Source organism: Pleomorphomonas oryzae DSM 16300 (genome assembly GCF_000422965.1).
GTDB classification, from domain to species: Bacteria; Pseudomonadota; Alphaproteobacteria; order Rhizobiales; family Pleomorphomonadaceae; genus Pleomorphomonas; species Pleomorphomonas oryzae.
Genome location: NZ_AUHB01000004.1, coordinates 277,189 through 294,104, shown reverse-complemented (window position 1 = coordinate 294,104; position 16,916 = coordinate 277,189). Strand labels below are relative to the sequence as shown.

The window sequence follows — 16,916 nt, the reverse complement described above, 5'->3', positions numbered from 1 at the left end:
GCATGTCGCTGTTCGGACGCAGGACTTCCTCCGAGAGGATCAAGATCAACTTTTTCGACAGCACACCTGATGCTGTCATGGTCATCGCCGATGGCAAGTTCATCGAGTGTAACGCCGCCGCGGTCAAAATGTTCGGCCTGTCCTCGAAGGCGGCGCTGACTGCCAGCACGCCGGCGGCCTTGTCGCCGCCAACGCAGCCCGATGGCCAGCCGTCAGGCGCCAAATCCGAGGCGCTGATCCGCGAGGCGATGACCGCCGGCTACAAGCGCTTCGAGTGGATGCATCGCCGCGCCGACGGCACCGACTTCCCGGTTCTGGTGACACTCATTCTGTCCAAGGTGGATGGCCAGCCAGTCGTTCTCACCAATCTCGCCGATCTCTCCGGTGCCCTGCGGGAGCGTGAGGCGCGGCGCGAGGAGGAGGCGCGGAACGCCAAGGCGTCGATGCTGCAGCGGCTCACCGTCGACTTCGATCGCAACGTCTCGTCGGCGCTCGGCACGGTGGGGCAAGTTGCCGACCAGCTCGAATCGTCGTCGCAGGCGATGTCGGGTTCGGCCGACCAGACCAACCGCCAGCTCACCGAACTCGCCGCTGCCTCGGAGCAAGTCTCGGCGGCCGTCAGTGTGGTTTCGGAATCGGCGGGGGAGCTATCGGCGTCGATCGCTGAAATCGGCCGGCAGGTTCATCAGTCGAGCAGCATTTCCAGCGCCGCCAACGAAGAAGCGCGCCACACCAACGAGATCATCAAGGGATTGGTGGAGAGCTCCGCCAAGATCGGCGAGGTGATCAGCCTGATCAATGGCATTGCCAGCCAGACCAACCTTCTCGCCCTCAACGCCACCATCGAGGCGGCGCGGGCCGGCGAGGCGGGGCGGGGTTTTGCGGTGGTCGCCCAGGAAGTGAAGGCGCTCGCCAATCAGACGACCCGCGCCACCGACGAGATCGGTTCGCAGATCGGCGCCGTGCAGGCGGCAACCAACCAGGCCGTGGGCGCCATCGGCGGCATCGCCACGCGCATCGGCGAGATCAACGAGATCGCCGGCGCCATCGCTGCGGCGGTGGAACAGCAATCGCGCGCCACGTCCGCCATCGCCACCAATATCCAGCAGGCTTCGGTGGCAAGCCAAAAGGTGTCGAGCAACACCAATGGTGTTGCCCATGCCTCGGTGGAGACGCGCAAGGCGGCCGAAGCAGTCCTGACCTCGGCCAAGGCGTTGTCCGGTGAGGCCGGTGGCCTGCGCTCGACGGTCGACCGTTTCCTGCAGGGCGTGAAGCGGGCCTGACAACCAAGCCCAGTCGTGAAAAAAGGCCCGCCTGCAAAGGTGGGCCTTTCCTATTGATGCCATGAGCCTTCAGCTGGTCCCGGCCGGCATATGGAGCCGGCCGGCCGTTTCTCAGGCGGCGAGCTGTCTCAGCACGTAGTGCAGGATGCCGCCGTTCCGGTAGTAGTCGAGCTCGTCGAGCGTATCGATGCGGCAGAGGAGCGGCACGTTGATCTCCGCGCCGTCGGTCCGAGTGATTTTGGCCGTCAGCGTCTGGCGCGGCTTGACGTCGGCGATGCCCTCGATGGTCACTGTCTCCTCGCCGGTCAGACCGAGGCTCTGCCAGTTGGTTCCTTCCTCGAAGGTGAGCGGAACGATGCCCATACCGACCAGATTGGAGCGGTGGATGCGCTCGAAGCTTTCGGCGATCACTGCCTTGACGCCAAGAAGGTTGGTGCCCTTGGCGGCCCAGTCACGCGACGAACCGTTGCCGTATTCCACGCCGGCGAAGATGACCAGCGGCACACCTTCCTCACGATAGCGCATCGCGGCGTCGTAAATGTACATGCGGTCGCCCGAGGGATGATGGATGGTCCAGCCACCCTCGACCACGTTGCCGGCGTCGTCCTTCACCATGTTGTTCTTGATGCGGATGTTGGCAAAGGTGCCGCGCATCATCACTTCGTGGTTGCCACGGCGCGTGCCGTACTGGTTGAAATCGGCCGGTCGCACCTGATGGCCGGTGAGATACTGGCCAGCCGGGCTCGCCACCTTGATCGAGCCAGCCGGCGAGATGTGATCGGTGGTGATCTTGTCGCCGAACAGGCCAAGGATGTGGGCACCGACGATGTCGGTAACCGGCGGCGGCGTCATGGTCATGCCGGCAAAGTAGGGCGGATTCTGCACATAGGTCGAGCCGGGCTTCCAGCCGTAGGTCTGGCCGATCCCCGCCTCGACGGCGCGCCAGCGCTCATCGCCCTTGAACACGTCGGCGTACTTCTCTTTGAACATGCCGGCGGTGATGAACTCGGAGATGGTCTCGTTCACCTCCTGGCTCGACGGCCAGATGTCGCGAAGATAGACCGGCTCGCCATTGGAGCCGGTGCCGAGCGACTCGGTCGAAAGGTCCTTCTGCACACTGCCGGCCAGCGCATAGGCAACGACTAGCGGCGGCGAGGCAAGGTAGTTGGCCTGCACGTCGGGGCTAACGCGGCCCTCGAAGTTGCGGTTACCCGAGAGAACGGCAGCCGCGACGATGCCGTTGTCGTTGATGGACTTGGAGATCGCCTCCGGCAGCGGACCGGAGTTGCCGATGCAGGTGGTACAGCCGAAGCCGACCAAGTTGAAGCCGAGCGCGTCGAGGTCTTTCTGGAGACCTGATTTGCTGAGGTATTCGGCAACGACCTGCGAGCCGGGCGCCAGCGACGTCTTCACCCAAGGCTTGACGGTGAGGCCTTTCTGCCGCGCCTTGCGGGCGAGCAGACCGGCGCCGACCAGCACGCTCGGGTTGGAGGTGTTGGTGCAGGAGGTGATGGCGGCGATCACCACGTCGCCGTGGCCCAGGTCGAAGTTGCCGCCCTCTACGACATAGCGTGTGCCGATGTCGGTGAGCTTCTTGTATTCGGTTTCCATGGCGGCGGTGAAGCCGGCCTTGGCATCGCTGAGCGATACCCGGCCCTCCGGCCGCTTGGGACCGGCCAGCGATGGCACGACCGTGGAGAGATCGAGTTCCAAAATGTCCGTGAACACCGGATCGGGCGTTTCGGCGGTGCGATAGAGTCCCTGGGCGCGGGCATAGGCGTCGACCAGGGCAACGCGATCATCGGCGCGGCCGGAGAACTTCAGATAGCGGATGGTCTCGGCATCCACGGGGAAGAAGCCGCAGGTGGCGCCGTATTCCGGACCCATGTTGGCCATGGTCGCACGGTCGGCCAGCGTCAGGCTGTCGAGGCCTGGGCCGAAATACTCGACGAACTTGCCGACAACGCCCTTCTTGCGCAGCATCTGGGTGACCGTCAGCACCACGTCGGTGGCGGTCACGCCCTCGGTCACCTTGCCGGTCAGCTTGAAGCCGACCACCTGGGGAATCAGCATGGAAACCGGCTGGCCCAGCATGGCGGCCTCAGCCTCGATGCCGCCGACGCCCCAGCCGAGAACCGACAGGCCATTGACCATGGTGGTGTGGCTGTCTGTGCCGACACAGGTGTCGGGATAGGCGTAGGTGACCTTGTCCTCTTCGTTGGTCCATACGGTCTGGGCCAGATATTCGAGGTTGACCTGGTGGCAGATGCCAGTTCCCGGCGGCACGACGCGGAAATTGTGGAAGGCGTTCTGGCCCCATTTCAGGAAGTTATAACGCTCCATGTTCTGTTCGTATTCGCGGGCGACATTCTGGGCCAGCGACGAGGTGGTGCCGTAATAATCGACGACCACCGAATGGTCGATGACGAGGTCGACGGGAACCAGCGGATTGATCTTGCCGGGATCGCCGCCCAGGGCGACCATGGCATCGCGCATGGCGGCGAGGTCGACGACGGCCGGCACGCCGGTGAAGTCCTGCATCAGAACGCGGGCGGGCCGGTAGGCGATTTCCTTGTCGACCATGCCCTTGTTGTCGAGCCAGGCAGCCATGGCCCGGATGTCCTCTTCGGTCACCGAGCGGCCATCCTCGAAGCGCAGCAGATTTTCGAGGATGACTTTCAGCGACACCGGCAGGCGCGAGATCCCGGCTAGGCCGTTCTCCTCCGCCGCCTTCAGGTCGTAGTAGACATAGGTCTTCGAACCGACCTGAAGTTCTCTTCTAGACTTGAAGCTGTCGAGCGACGGCATGCACAGGCCCCTTTCCGTGCCGGGGGCGCCTTGCCAAGGACGGACGGCGGTGCGCCGGCATCCGTTCGGCAGGGTCCTCGCCGCCGGCGAGCTGTTTGACGTTTACGTAATGGTCATATGGTGACCGGAGACTTCCTTGCGCCTTATAGAGAATAAGGTGGCGCCTCACCAGACCTTGTGTACGAAATTCTACCACATGGCGCTTCATTCCATGGTCGGCGTCCGTTCGTCCGGCCTGGAAAACGAAAGCGGCTTACGCCTCCAGTCGCGATGCTCTATTGGGAAAAGACGCCGCCCAAGCCGGAGATACCCGTGAGCCTGCCTTTTCAGCCCTTCCGCCTCCTCGTGGAGGCGCTCTGTGTCGACCGCGGCGGTCGTCGGGTGATCGAGGGAATCGATTTTGCAATCGCTGACGGTGAAGCGGTGTTGGTCACCGGTCCCAACGGTGTTGGTAAATCGACGCTGTTGAGAGCGCTCGCCGGTCTCAGCCGGCCGGCGAAAGGGTGGGTGCGATTTCTGGCGGACGGCGTGGAGGATTCTGACGAGGTCGGCCGTCACATCCATTATCTCGGCCACCGCGATGCCGTGAAACCGGCACTGACAGTCGGCGAGAACCTTGGGTTTTGGCGAGATTTTCTCGGAGCCGACGGCGGTGCATCGGTGGATGTGGCCCTCGATCGCGTCGGACTTCTCGATCTTGCCGGTCTGCCGGCGGCGTATCTCTCGGCGGGACAACGGCGACGCCTTGCCATAGCCCGCTTTATCGCCGTGCGGCGGCCGCTCTGGTTGCTCGATGAACCGACCGCCGCCCTGGACGCCGCGTCGGAGGCGAGCCTCGTCGCTCTCATGGCTGATCACCTCAAGGTCGGTGGCGCCGTCATCGCGGCGACCCATCTTGCCATTGATCTGGCCGGCGCCCGCTCGCTTCGCCTGGTCGCCGGGGAGACCGTCTGATGTCTCCGCTGACCGCCCTCTATATCCGCGAACTGCGCCTTGCCGTCCGCATCGGCGGCGGCGCCATGATGGGCGTGCTGTTCTATCTGATCGTGGTGACGATCTTTCCCTTCGCCATCGGCCCTGACCTCAACCTGCTGTCACGCCTCGGCCCGGCGATCCTGTGGATCGGGGCGCTGCTGGCCACCCTGCTTGGCCTCGATCGACTGTTCGAAGCCGACCGCGACGATGGCGCCCTCGACCTGATGGTCGCTTCCGGCCGGTCGCTGGAACTTCTGGTGGTCGTCAAGGTGGCGGCTCACTGGACGGCAACGGGCTTGCCGCTGGTCATTGCGGCGCCTTTCCTGTCACTGCTCTTGGCCATGCCTGCCGATGTGACACTGGCCACCGTGGCGACCCTTCTCGTCGGCACGCCGGCACTGACGCTGCTCGGGGCAATCGGCGCCGGTCTCACCGTGTCGCTCAGGCGTGGCGGCCTGCTGTTGCCGATCCTGGTGCTGCCGTTTGCCGTACCGGTGCTGATCTTCGGCGTGGCGGCGGCTACCGCCGTCGCCTACGATCCCGCCGCCTTTCGGATGCCCTTCCTTCTCACCGTCGCCCTAACGCTGACGGCGGCGGCGATCTCGCCGATCGCCACCGCCGCTGCGCTCAGAAATGGACTGGACTAAGAGCATGTTGCTGAACTCAGGTTCACCAACATGCTCTATTGTATTGTTCACGCAATTCCGGGCGCAAAACCGGTTCCCACTTTTGCTGGAATTGCTTGGTCAGGCTGCCCGGATGGTGGCCAGGAAGCGCTGGAGCTCGTTCTGCAGACGCTCGGCCTGGGCCGACAGCGCGTCGGAGGCATGCAGCACCTCCTGGGCGGCCGAGGCCGATTCGCTGGCTGCCTCGCCGACCTCGACGATGTTGCTCGCCACCGTACTGGTTCCTGCGGCCGCCTTCTGAACCGAATCGGCGATTTCCTGCGTGGCCATGCCCTGGTCGCGAACCGAGCCGGCCACCGTGTTGGACACCTTGGAAATGTGGCCGATGGTCTCGGTAATGCGCATGATGGCGTCGCTGGAGTCGGCCGTCGAAGCCTGGATGGCTGCCACCTGAGCGCCGATTTCGCTGGTCGCCTTGGCGGTCTGGTCGGCGAGCTGCTTCACCTCGGCGGCGACGACGGCAAAACCCTTGCCCGCCTCGCCGGCGCGCGCCGCCTCGATGGTGGCGTTGAGCGCGAGAAGGTTGGTTTGGCCGGCAATGGTGTTGATCAGATCGACCACCGCGCCAATCTTCCGTGCGGCTTCCGACAGCTCCCGCACCTTGGCTGCCGTCTCGGAGGCATCATTTACGGCTTTCGAAGCCACTTCGGTCGATTCGTTGACCTGCCGTCCGATCTCGGTGATCGACGACGCCAGTTCCTCGGCGGCGGCTGCGACGGTGCCTACGCCGGCCGAGGCCGCTTCAGAAGCGGCGGCCACGGTCGATGCCTTCTGCGTCACGTCGGTCGACGATTGGGAGAGGGTCTGAGCCGAGCCGTTGAGCTGGCCGGCCGCGGCGGCGAGCGACGAGGCGATCCCGCCGACGGTCTGTTCGAACATATCGGCAAGCTGGTGCACTTCGGCGCGCCGCAGCTCGGCCTGTGCCGCCGCATCGGCCTCGCGTGCGGCACGTGCGTCGGCCGCCTGGGCGAGGCTGGTCTTGAACACTTCGAGAGCTTCGGCCATGACGCCGACCTCGTCCTTGCGGCCGAGACCGGGGACCACCGTCTTGAGGTCCCCATCGGACACTTGTCCCATGGCGTGCGAGATCGCCACAACCGGGCGGGAAATCGAACGGCCGATCACGAAGGCCAGCACCACGGCACCGACGACCGACACGCCGGCTACGATCAGCAGCATGCGACGAATGGTGTCGAGAAGACCGGTGGTGGCAACGCCGATCGCCGTCGACTCGACCGAGGCGGCGGAGCGGACGCCCGCCACCTTGTCGGCAATCGCCGTCGAGGCGTTGAGCAGGTCCTTGGACGTCAGGGTGCGGAGATCGGCGGAGATCTGATTGGCCTGGTGATAGGCATCCTGATAGGTGGTGGCGGACTTCAGCACTTTGCCGAGCTGAGCGGCTTCCTGTCCTTCGCCGACCGCCTTGATCACCAGATTGAGGCGCTGGACAAGGCCGTTGAAGCCGGCGTCCGCCGCCTTGAGGTCGTCGGCCGTGCCGTTGTTCAGCAGCTTGTAGACCGCGAGACGACCGGCGTTGTACTGCTCGGTTGCCTTGGTGGCGATGGGGATGATCTCAGGCTTGTCCAGTTTGTCGACCTTGGACGAGAAGAACAGCATGTCGTTCTTCAGTTTTTCGCCGAGCGGCTCGACGCTGTCGTGAACGATTTTCTGCTGGCTGGTCTTGAGGTCGACGAGCTTGGTCAATACCGCGCTGTAATTGTCGAACAACGAGGCAATGGCGGCCATGTTGTCCTTGCGGACACCCTGCTCGATCTGGCTGGCAGCGTTGGTGATCGAGGTGCGCGTGGTCTCGGCGGCGGCCTTGGCTGCCGAGAGGGCCGTTTCGTTGCCGGCGACCAAATAGGCATCAACCTTGGCGGTGAGATCCAGGAACGCATAGTCGATGTCGCGCGTCAGCTCTACCTCGCTGACGCGGCTCCGATGCTGACCGAAGGAGCGCTCGAAGGAGCTGATCGAGAAAAGCGATAGACCGGCACAGGTAATGAGCAACGCAATGACCAGCGCGAAGGCTACGAATACTTTGGAGCCGATGGACAGATTATTAAACAGACGCGCCATCGCTTCTACCCCCGAGTGCTCGGAAACTTCCATTTTTTAGCTCGCGCTGGCCGAGCCATGACAACGGCGTCGGGTTCGCACACAGCCTTGCGTATCGCGAGAGGATAAAGGCGCGCTATTAAAGTTTTCCAAACAACAGAGTAGCCGGCTCCAGTTTCTTTCCTAGTTAAAAATGACAGTAAGTAGATGTTCAGGTTAGGAGAAGCGACTGCCGCCGGTTTCATCTATGGCGGTGAAGAACCGTGGTGGGCAACGTCTCTCCGGCGAAATGCGCAGCGAGGTTGGCGCGTACCAGTTCACCCATGGCTCGCCGCGTCGCAACGGTTGCGCTGCCTTGATGCGGTGACAGCACCACGTTGCCGAGGCTGAGGAAACGCCGATCAATGGCCGGCTCATTCAGAAACACGTCGAGACCGGCGCCCGCGATGGTTCCGCTCTCAAGGGCGGCAATCAACGCCGCCTCATCGATGGTGGTGCCGCGGGAGATGTTGATCAGAAGACCGTCTCGGCCGAGAGCCACAATGGTTTCGGCATTGACGAGACCAACGGTATCGTTGCCGCCGGCCACCGCGACCACTAGAATGTCGGCCCAGGCGGCAAGGGTCGCCGGGGTCGGAAAGGCCCGCCAGGAGGAGAGTGGCTTCGGAGAGCGGTTCCAATAGCCGATTTCCGTGTCGAAGCCGACGAAGCGGTTGGCGATCGCTTCGCCGATGCGGCCGAGCCCGACGATGCCGATCTTGCGCCCGGAGATGCTGCCGGTCAGCGGCATGCTCTTTTCCGACCAGGCACCCGACCGCACGAGGGTGTCGCCGTCGACGATGCGACGGGAGAGCGCCAGCGTCAGGGCCAATGCCATGTCGGCAACGTCGTTGGTCAGCACGTCGGGCGTGTTGGTCACGGCGACGTTGCACCGCGACGCCGCGTCGAGGTCGACCTTGTCGTAGCCGACGCCATAGACGGTGATCAGCGCCAGCGCCGGCAACGCCTCGATCAGTGCCGCATCGGCCCCCTTGCCTCCGGAGGTGACGAGGGCCGCGATGTCGGCAGCCGAGGCAAGGCCGCTCGGGCCGTCAGCCGGCAGGTCTATGAGGTCGTAGGCCTCGCGCATCGGCGCAAGGTCCCATTCGGGCATGGACGACACCATCAGAACTTTCGGGCGGGACGACCGGGTGGCGGACATAAACGGACTCCATTTGGACGAGAGGATATAGCCGCCGGACGCGATGGCGCATTCCTTGACGCTCTTCATTCGTATGAAGATAGTGCCGTTCCGCAAGGCGGGAAATGGCGGAGGCCGTCGAGGCGACGACGCGTGGGGGGAAAGAATGGGCAGCTATGACACATTCGACGATCGATTCGGATCGCTGGTCATCGGCAGCGCCGTCGTTGAACGGCTGTGGACCGGCGGCCGCTGGACCGAGGGGCCGGTCTGTGTGCCCGCCGCCAAAGCTGTCGTCTGGTCGGACATTCCCGAGGACCGTCTGCTGCGCTACGATGAGACAAGCGGCGCCATATCGGTGTTCGAGCGCCCCTGCGGTTATCACAACGGTCATACGCTCGACGCCTTCGGCCGCATCGTCGCCTGCGAGCACAGCAACCGTTGCGTATCCCGCCTCAGCTTCGATGGCCGCTGGGAAACGATTGTCGATCGCTTCGACGGCAAGCGCCTCAATTCCCCCAACGACGTGGTGGTGAAGGCGGACGGCAGCATCTGGTTCTCCGACCCGAGCTACGGCATCGACAGCGACTATGAGGGCCACGCGGCAAAAAGCGAGATCGGTACCTGCAATGTCTATCGCCACGATCCTCGGACCGGCGAGACGACGGCGGTGGTGACCGGCCTCGATCGTCCCAACGGTCTCGCCTTTTCACCGGATGAGCGCATCCTCTACGTGTCGGACACATCGCTCGTCGATACGCCGGCGATCCATGCCTTTACCGTCGCTGCGGATGGACGAACGGTCGGCGACGATCGGATATTCGCGGTTTCCGAAGTGGGATTTTTCGATGGCTTCCGCCTCGATCTGATGGGCAACCTCTGGACGTCCAGCGGCGACGGCGTCCGGGTCTACGCGGCCGATGGCACACTGCTCGGCCTCATCATTATTCCCGAGGCGGTATCCAACCTTTGCTTCGGTGGTCCCAAGCGTAATCGGCTCTACATCACAGCTACCTCTTCGCTCTATGCCGTCTATGTCAATGCGGCGCCGGCCAACGGGCGATTGCAGTCGGTGGAAGCGCGGCCCATTTGAGGCGACAGGCGCGTGTTGGTAGGCATTACCACGTAAGTCTGCCTACCCGCTGTGGTTTTCTGAGTGTAGCAAAGCCGATGAGCGGCGTTACTGGACAACAAAACTGTCGACAGGCTCATCAAAATCGATATTGATCGAAGACAATTGACAGTCTCCGGAGTTGACCCAACGTGGGCGATGATCGTGCTCGGCTCAATCTGAAAAGTCTGGCCCGCCACCTCGATCTGTCGATCACGACCGTCAGTCGAGCTCTCCGCAACGGGCCGGAGGTGCGCAAGGAAACCATCGAGCGCGTTCAGAAGGCGGCGGCGGAACTGGGTTATGTCCGCGACGTCGGCGGGCTGACGCTGAGGACCGGGCTTTCCTATTCGATCTGCGTGCTGATGTCGGCAGTGCCTCCGGACGATATCGCCGACACCGGCTCGGTCGGCCTGCTGCAAGGCGTGCATGAGGTGGCTCAGGCGGCCGGTTACGCCGTCACTGCCGTGCCGCTCGCCCCTGGTGCCGATCCGATCGACGCGCTGAAAACGATCATCGACGGTCGGCGTGCCGATGGGCTGATTTTCGATCATACCTTGCCGATGGACCCGCGCGTCCGCTTCCTGCTGGAGCGTGACTTTCCGTTCGTCACCTTCGGGCGCACCGAACTTTTCACGCCGCATGCCTGGTTCGACATCGACGACGAGGATGCCACTTACCGGGCGTCGCAGCATCTTCTGGCAAGCGGATACCGCCGCATCTGCCTGATCAATCCGCCGGCCGAATTCATGTTCTCGCAATACCGGTTGCGCGGCTATCGCAAGGCGCTGACCGAGGCGGGCATCGACATCGACCCGCGCCTCATCCTCGATCTCGACCTGACGGCGCGGCGAACGCGCGCCTCGGTCAAGGACCTGATGCTGCAGGAAAGCCCGCCCGATGCCTTCATCTGCGTCAACGACATCACCTCGCTCGGCATGATGACGGGTCTTCGCGACATCGGCCTCGATCCGGCGGATTTCGGCTTCTGCGCGTCGACCACCACCCGGCTGATCGAATATGTCGAGCCGACGCCGGTCAGCTTCTATTTCCCGCTGCAAGAGGCCGGCCGCCGATTGACGCGGCTGATGTTGCGCCGCCTCGAAGGCGAGACCGACATTACACACCTGCAAGAGCTCGCAACCGCCGAAATGCACGTACCGACACGGCGGTGAAGCCCGGAGCGGAACCTTCATCTACCTGATCGCGTATCTTTCTGGTCCCGCAATCGTTTCGTTTGCCCGACCGGGTGGGGCGGGCTATGGTATTGCGATTCCTCAGCGTGTGTCGCTCCGCGAGGGGAAGGGACGTTCGTCCGGAGGAGCAGCGGCTTCCAGCATCATCGGGATATCCCATGGCCGATCTCGTCAATCGCGCGTCTGCGAAAGACCTTGCAGGAAATTGGACGCTTCACGCCGCGGATGAATCGATTTCCGTGCCGTTTGTGTTACCTGGTGACGCGTTGTCGGCGCTGATCGATGCCGGCGTACTTCCCGACCCTTACGTCGGAGAGAACGAACTGGTGGTGCGCTGGCCGGCCGAGCGCGACTGGGTCGCCCGCCGCACCTTCACCATGGACGCCGATGCGCTCGCCTACCCGTGGGCGATCTATGCCGACGGCCTCGATACCGTCGCCGAGATACGGCTCAACGGCCAGCTGGTGCTTACCGCCGCCAACATGTTCCGTCCGCACCGGGTGGAGGTTGGTGACGCGCTTCGCGAGGGCGACAACGACATCGAAATCCTCTTCCGGTCCAATATCAACGCGGCGATCGAGGCGGCTGCCAAGCAGCCCTATGAACAGCCCTATAGCGCGCAGATGCAGTCGAGCCCGCACATCAATCTTCTTCGCAAGGTACAGTGCCACGCCGGCTGGGACTGGAATATCGCCATGATGCCCTTCGGCCTCTATGGCGCCATTCGTCTCGAGCGTGCCGATCTGCCGACCGTGGCCTATATCCAGCATCGCCAGCGCCATGACGCGGTGACCGGTGCCGTCGATATCGACGTCGAAGTCAGAATCCAGGCGAAGGCGGCCGGTGAAGAGCTGCTGACGGTGGAGCTGGGCGACGAGAAGGTCAGTCTCCAGGTGGTATTCTCGATCGGTACCACCGTGGCCGTGACCACGCTGCATGTCGAGAATCCTCGCCTGTGGTGGCCGGTCGGCTCGGGCGCCCAGCCACTCTACGACCTGACCGTCACTTTCGGCGGCACCACCCATCATCAGAGCATCGGCCTCCGCCGTCTCGAGATGGTGACCAAGCGCGATGCCATCGGCGTGCCGCTCACGGTGCGTATCAACGGTCTCGATCTGTTCTGCCGCGGTGCCAACTGGATTCCTGGCGACGCTCTGCCGTCGCGCATCACGCCCGAGACGGTACGGCCGCTTCTGGAAGACGCGGTCGCTGTCGGCATGAATATGCTGCGCATCTGGGGCGGCGGCCAGTACGAACCCGACTGGTTCTACGATCTCTGCGACGAGCTGGGCATTCTGATCTGGCAGGACATGATGTTCGCCTGCGCCCTTTATCCGGCCGACAATGCCTTTCTTGCCGAGGTTGACAAGGAGATCGAGCATCAGGTGCGGCGCCTGTCCCATCATGCCTCGATCGCCTTGTACTGCGGAGACAACGAGGTGATCGGCGCCCTGACCTGGTTCGAAATCGCCCGGGCCAACCGCGACCGCTATCTCGTCGCCTACGACCGCCTGAGCCGAACCATCGAACTCGCCGCCCACCGCGCCGATCCCGATCGATTGTTCTGGCCGTCGTCGCCATCGAAGGGGCCGATGGACTTTGGCGACGCCTGGAAGGCCGAGGGCTCGGGCGACCAGCACATGTGGGACGTCTGGCACGCCGGCAAGTCGTTCGCGGCCTATCGCGGGGTGCGGCCGCGCTTCGCCTCGGAATTCGGCTTCCAGTCCTTCGTGTCGCTGTCGACGCTTCGCCGTTATATCGACGAGGAGGATCTCGACATCGCCTCGCCGTCCATGGAGCTGCATCAGAAGAACGCCGGCGGCAATGCGCGCATCGTCGAGACCATCTCGCGCTACTTCCGTTTCCCGAAGAACTTCGAGAACGTCGTCTATCTCAGCCAGGTTCAACAGGGCCTTGCCATGAAGACGGCCATCGACTTCTGGCGGTCGATCAAGCCGGAATGCATGGGCGCGCTCTATTGGCAGCTCAACGATACCTATCCGGTGGCTTCCTGGTCATCGATCGAATATGGCGGTCGCTGGAAACTGCTGCACTCGATGGCCAAGCACTTCTTCGCCCCGGTCAACGTGGTGGCAATCCCTTCGGCGGATACTTCTACCGTGGATCTCATCGGGATCAACGACACGCCGTCCGAAGTGGTGGTGGCGGGCAAAGCCTTCTGGCTGGCGGTCGACGGGTCCCGTCGCCCGGCCGGGGAGTTTATGAAGACCGTGCCGATCGATCGAGCGATTCCGCTGGTCTCCATTCCGGCCAATGGCAGTCCTGACGAGGTGCTCGCCTTCACCTGGAGCGACCCGGCCGGCGAGCATTTCGATCATCATGCCGTTTCGCCCCACAAGGCTCTGCGTCTGCGCGACCCGGGCCTCGTAGTCGAGGCGACAAAGCTCGGGGCAGGCGAGTGGAGCTTCACCATCACCGCCAAAGTGCCTGCCTTCTATGTGTCGCTGGAAGCGGAGCCTTACGGCGTCTTCTCCGACAACGCGGTCCTGGTGACGCCGGATGAGCCGGTCACAATCATCTGGACGTCGCGGTCGGGCGATGTCGATCCGGTCGACGGCCTTGTGGTGCACGATCTGCACTCTAGCTATCGGCCGGACGAAATCGTCATTCGCAGAGCGTGACCGGAAGCGTTTAAAAGAAAACCCTTGTCCTTCGAAAGGAAGGACAAGGGTTTGTGCTTTCCAAGCCTGATCGGTTTCCCGGTGTCGGGTTCGCGTCAGCGCGTCGGCACCGGCGTCGCACCGCGATAGTCGTAGAAGCCGCGCTGAGTCTTGCGGCCCAGCCAGCCGGCTTCGACATATTTCACCAGAAGCGGACAGGGGCGGTACTTGCTGTCGGCGAGGCCGTCGTGCAGCACCTGCATGATGGAGAGGCAGGTGTCGAGGCCAATGAAATCAGCGAGCTGCAACGGGCCCATCGGATGATTGGCGCCGAGCCGCATGGCGGTGTCGATGGAATCCACCGTGCCGACGCCCTCATAGAGCACGTAGATCGCCTCGTTGATCATCGGCAGCAGGATGCGGTTGACCATGAAGGCCGGGAAATCCTCGGATACGGCGACCGTTTTGCCGAGCTTGGCCACGAAAGCGCGTGCTGCCTCGAAGGTCTCGTCCTCGGTGGCGATGCCGCGCACCAGCTCGACGAGCTGCATCACCGGCACCGGGTTCATGAAATGGATGCCGATGAAGCGCTCGGGCCGGTCGGTCGACGCGGCGAGGCGAGTGATGGACACCGACGACGTGTTGGTGCCGATCATCGCGTCCGGCTTCAGCTCAGGACAGAGCTGGGACAGCGCCTTGCGCTTGATAGTCTCGTTCTCGGTCACTGCTTCGATGACGAGATCGGTGTCGGAAAAACCCTCAAGATCGTTAAAGAGCTTGATGCGGGACAGCGCCTCCCGGCGTTGCTCCTCGGTGATCTTCTTGGAGGCGACCTGACGGCCGAGGTTGGCGGAAACGACATTGAGGCAAGCCTCCAGCCGATCGCGCGCGATGTCGTAGAGCCCGACGTCGAGACCTGCGAGAGCACAGACATGCGCGATGCCGGAGCCCATCTGACCCGCGCCCATGACGCCGATCGACCTGATTTCAACCATTGAAGTCCTCGAGCCTCTCGGGGCGGCGCCGACCCCCGGCGCCCCCTTGTGACAAGTATCAGAACATTCTAGCTCAACCGAGGGCTTTCGTCAGCTCCGGCACGAGTTCGAACAGGTCGCCAACCAGGCCGTAGTCGGCCACCTGGAAGATCGGCGCCTCGGCGTCCTTGTTGATGGCGACGATCACTTTGGCGTCCTTCATGCCGGCAAGGTGCTGGATGGCACCGGAAATGCCGACGGCGACGTAAAGATCCGGCGACACGGCCTTGCCGGTCTGGCCAACCTGCCAGTCGTTGGGGGCGTAGCCGGCGTCCACCGCGGCGCGGCTGGCGCCGACAGCCGCACCGAGCCGGTCGGCCAGCGGCAGCAGAACCGCCTTGAACTGCTCTTCCGAGCCAAGTGCCCGGCCGCCCGACACCACCACCCGCGCCGAGGTCAGCTCGGGCCGGTCGGCGGTCGAGAAGGCATCGCCCACGAAGGTCGAAAGGCCGGGGTCGGCAGGAACGGCCACCGTTTCGATCGGGGCCGGCGCGCGATCCTCGGCGGGCGTTGCCCGGAAGGAAGCGGTGCGGACGGTGATGAGGCGGATCGGGTCGGCGGAGCGCACGGTGAGGAGCGCATTGCCGGCGTAGGTCGGCCGCTCGAAGGTATCGGGCGCCAGCACGGCGGTGATATCGGAGATCTGCATCACGTCGAGCAGGGCGGCGGCGCGTGGTAGGGCATTCTTGAAGGTCGATGTCGAGGGTGCCAGCACGGCCGAATAGGCCGGAGCGAGCGCGACGATAAGGGCTGCGAGCGGTTCGGCGAGGCCATGGCCGAGCGCCGGCGTTTCGGCGGTCAACACGCGGCCGACGCCCTTGAGCTTGGCCGCCTCGGTGGCCGCGCCGGCGACGCCATCACCGGCCACCAGTACATGGATATCGTCGCCGAAGGCCAGCGCCGCGGTCAGCGCCTTCAGGGTGGCGTCCTTGATCGAGGCCCCGTCGTGGGCAGCGAGGAGAAGAGTGGTCATATTCCCAAGCCTTTCTCAGAGCACGCCGGCTTCGGTCTTCAGGCGGTCGACCAGTTCGGCGACCGAGGCGAGGCGACGGCCAGCCGGCCGAACCGGTGGCTCCGCGGTCTTCAGCACCGTCAGACGGGGGGTGAGATCGACGCCATATTGGCTAGCCGACCTCAGATCGATCGGCTTCTTCTTGGCTTTCATGATGTTCGGCAGCGAGGCGTAGCGCGGCTCGTTGAGGCGGAGATCGGCGGTGATGATCGCTGGAAGCGCGAGGCGTACCGTCTGGAGACCGCCGTCGACTTCACGCGTCACTTCGATGCCACCATCGCCGAGAACGAGTTTGGAGGCGAATGTACCCTGCGGCCAGCCGAGCAGAGCAGCCAGCATCTGGCCGGTCTGGTTGCTGTCGTCATCGATGGCCTGCTTGCCGAGAATGACCAGGCCGGGCGCTTCCTCGGCGACGATCGCCTTCAGAAGCTTGGCGACGGCGAGCGGCTCGATAATGCCGTCCGCCTCAAGAACGATGCCGCGGTCGGCGCCCATGGCGAGCGCGGTGCGTACCGTCTCCTGCGATTCCTTAGGGCCGATCGACACGGCGACCACTTCGGTGGCGACACCCGCCTCGCGCAGCCGCAGAGCTTCCTCGACGGCGATCTCGTCGAATGGGTTCATCGACATCTTGACGTTGGCCAGATCGACGCCGGAACCGTCGGCCTTGACTCGGATGTTGACGTTGTAGTCGACCACCCGTTTCACGGGCACGAGAATCTTCATCGGGACCATCTCTCCGGACCAATGGGACGACGGTCGAAACGGCCCGTAACGGGCCAATTTCGAGCGCGAGGCGTGACCGTAGCGACCGCGTGCGCCGTCGTCAACGGCAGGCCAAGCTGGCTTTTTTGGGCCGCCTCAGTCGCCGGCGGTGGCTCCGCCGCTTTGGCTTTCGCGCTCCGCACCGGCGCCGCTTGGCGCCGGAAGTGGTTTTCTTTCCTCAGTCGCC

The 16,916-nt window shown here is 63.8% G+C and carries 12 protein-coding genes; 6 read left to right on the top strand and 6 right to left on the bottom strand.

Annotation, left to right across the window (positions count from 1 at the left end; all coding sequences use genetic code 11):
• Positions 1-2: 2 nt before the first annotated feature.
• Positions 3-1,283, top strand: a complete 1,281-nt coding sequence (locus G522_RS26220) for a methyl-accepting chemotaxis protein (protein ID WP_051228470.1) — start codon at positions 3-5, stop codon at positions 1,281-1,283.
• A 111-nt stretch (positions 1,284-1,394) separates the two neighbouring features.
• On the opposite strand, the gene acnA is transcribed toward G522_RS26220, so the two are convergent.
• The gene (acnA, locus tag G522_RS0109035; protein ID WP_026790763.1) at positions 1,395-4,091 is read right to left on the bottom strand and encodes an aconitate hydratase AcnA; all 2,697 of its coding nucleotides are present in this window, start codon (positions 4,089-4,091) and stop codon (positions 1,395-1,397) included.
• Positions 4,092-4,403: 312 nt separating this feature from the next.
• On the opposite strand from acnA, the gene ccmA reads away from it, so the two are divergent.
• The gene (gene ccmA, locus G522_RS0109030; RefSeq protein ID WP_245586626.1) at positions 4,404-5,045 is read left to right on the top strand and encodes a heme ABC exporter ATP-binding protein CcmA; all 642 of its coding nucleotides are present in this window, start codon (positions 4,404-4,406) and stop codon (positions 5,043-5,045) included.
• 8 nt (positions 5,046-5,053) lie between these two features.
• Positions 5,054-5,713: a heme exporter protein CcmB gene (ccmB, locus tag G522_RS0109025; protein ID WP_026790761.1), complete on the top strand. Its 660-nt coding sequence runs from the start codon at positions 5,054-5,056 to the stop codon at positions 5,711-5,713.
• Between the two features lie 99 nt (positions 5,714-5,812).
• On the opposite strand, the gene G522_RS0109020 is transcribed toward ccmB, so the two are convergent.
• Positions 5,813-7,831 carry a HAMP domain-containing methyl-accepting chemotaxis protein gene (locus tag G522_RS0109020; RefSeq protein ID WP_026790760.1) on the bottom strand — a complete coding sequence of 673 codons (2,019 nt, stop codon included), beginning with the start codon at positions 7,829-7,831 and terminating at the stop codon, positions 5,813-5,815.
• Between the two features lie 220 nt (positions 7,832-8,051).
• Entirely contained in the window at positions 8,052-9,011 is a 960-nt protein-coding gene (locus G522_RS0109015; RefSeq protein ID WP_026790759.1) for a 2-hydroxyacid dehydrogenase, read from the bottom strand.
• 145 nt (positions 9,012-9,156) lie between these two features.
• Here G522_RS0109015 and G522_RS0109010 point away from each other — a divergent pair, with 145 nt between their 5' ends.
• The 3 genes from G522_RS0109010 (at position 9,157) to G522_RS0109000 (ending at position 13,939) form a co-directional block, all read left to right on the top strand.
• Complete coding sequence (locus G522_RS0109010; protein ID WP_026790758.1) at positions 9,157-10,083, top strand: SMP-30/gluconolactonase/LRE family protein; 927 nt, start codon at positions 9,157-9,159, stop codon at positions 10,081-10,083.
• A 170-nt stretch (positions 10,084-10,253) separates the two neighbouring features.
• The gene (locus tag G522_RS26215; RefSeq protein WP_051228469.1) at positions 10,254-11,276 is read left to right on the top strand and encodes a LacI family DNA-binding transcriptional regulator; all 1,023 of its coding nucleotides are present in this window, start codon (positions 10,254-10,256) and stop codon (positions 11,274-11,276) included.
• 179 nt (positions 11,277-11,455) lie between these two features.
• Positions 11,456-13,939: a beta-mannosidase gene (locus tag G522_RS0109000; RefSeq protein ID WP_026790757.1), complete on the top strand. Its 2,484-nt coding sequence runs from the start codon at positions 11,456-11,458 to the stop codon at positions 13,937-13,939.
• Positions 13,940-14,034: 95 nt separating this feature from the next.
• Here G522_RS0109000 and G522_RS0108995 read toward each other — a convergent pair whose 3' ends face one another.
• The 3 genes from G522_RS0108995 to G522_RS0108985 form a co-directional block, all read right to left on the bottom strand.
• A complete protein-coding gene (locus G522_RS0108995; RefSeq protein WP_026790756.1) occupies positions 14,035-14,913 on the bottom strand; it encodes a 3-hydroxybutyryl-CoA dehydrogenase in 879 nt (292 codons plus the stop codon).
• A 73-nt stretch (positions 14,914-14,986) separates the two neighbouring features.
• The gene (locus tag G522_RS0108990; RefSeq protein ID WP_026790755.1) at positions 14,987-15,925 is read right to left on the bottom strand and encodes an electron transfer flavoprotein subunit alpha/FixB family protein; all 939 of its coding nucleotides are present in this window, start codon (positions 15,923-15,925) and stop codon (positions 14,987-14,989) included.
• A 15-nt stretch (positions 15,926-15,940) separates the two neighbouring features.
• Complete coding sequence (locus G522_RS0108985; protein WP_026790754.1) at positions 15,941-16,690, bottom strand: electron transfer flavoprotein subunit beta/FixA family protein; 750 nt, start codon at positions 16,688-16,690, stop codon at positions 15,941-15,943.
• Positions 16,691-16,916: the final 226 nt, after the last annotated feature.

What these genes read in the sequence shown, in the direction of transcription:
- G522_RS26220 (WP_051228470.1), top strand. Translation starts at nt 3, where the DNA reads ATGTCGCTGTTCGGACGCAGGACTTCCTCCGAGAGGATCAAGATCAAC.
- acnA (WP_026790763.1), bottom strand. Translation starts at nt 4,091, where the DNA reads ATGCCGTCGCTCGACAGCTTCAAGTCTAGAAGAGAACTTCAGGTCGGT.
- G522_RS0109020 (WP_026790760.1), bottom strand. Translation starts at nt 7,831, where the DNA reads ATGGCGCGTCTGTTTAATAATCTGTCCATCGGCTCCAAAGTATTCGTA.
- G522_RS0109015 (WP_026790759.1), bottom strand. Translation starts at nt 9,011, where the DNA reads ATGTCCGCCACCCGGTCGTCCCGCCCGAAAGTTCTGATGGTGTCGTCC.
- G522_RS0109010 (WP_026790758.1), top strand. Translation starts at nt 9,157, where the DNA reads ATGGGCAGCTATGACACATTCGACGATCGATTCGGATCGCTGGTCATC.
- G522_RS0109000 (WP_026790757.1), top strand. Translation starts at nt 11,456, where the DNA reads ATGGCCGATCTCGTCAATCGCGCGTCTGCGAAAGACCTTGCAGGAAAT.
- G522_RS0108995 (WP_026790756.1), bottom strand. Translation starts at nt 14,913, where the DNA reads ATGGTTGAAATCAGGTCGATCGGCGTCATGGGCGCGGGTCAGATGGGC.
- G522_RS0108990 (WP_026790755.1), bottom strand. Translation starts at nt 15,925, where the DNA reads ATGACCACTCTTCTCCTCGCTGCCCACGACGGGGCCTCGATCAAGGAC.
- G522_RS0108985 (WP_026790754.1), bottom strand. Translation starts at nt 16,690, where the DNA reads ATGAAGATTCTCGTGCCCGTGAAACGGGTGGTCGACTACAACGTCAAC.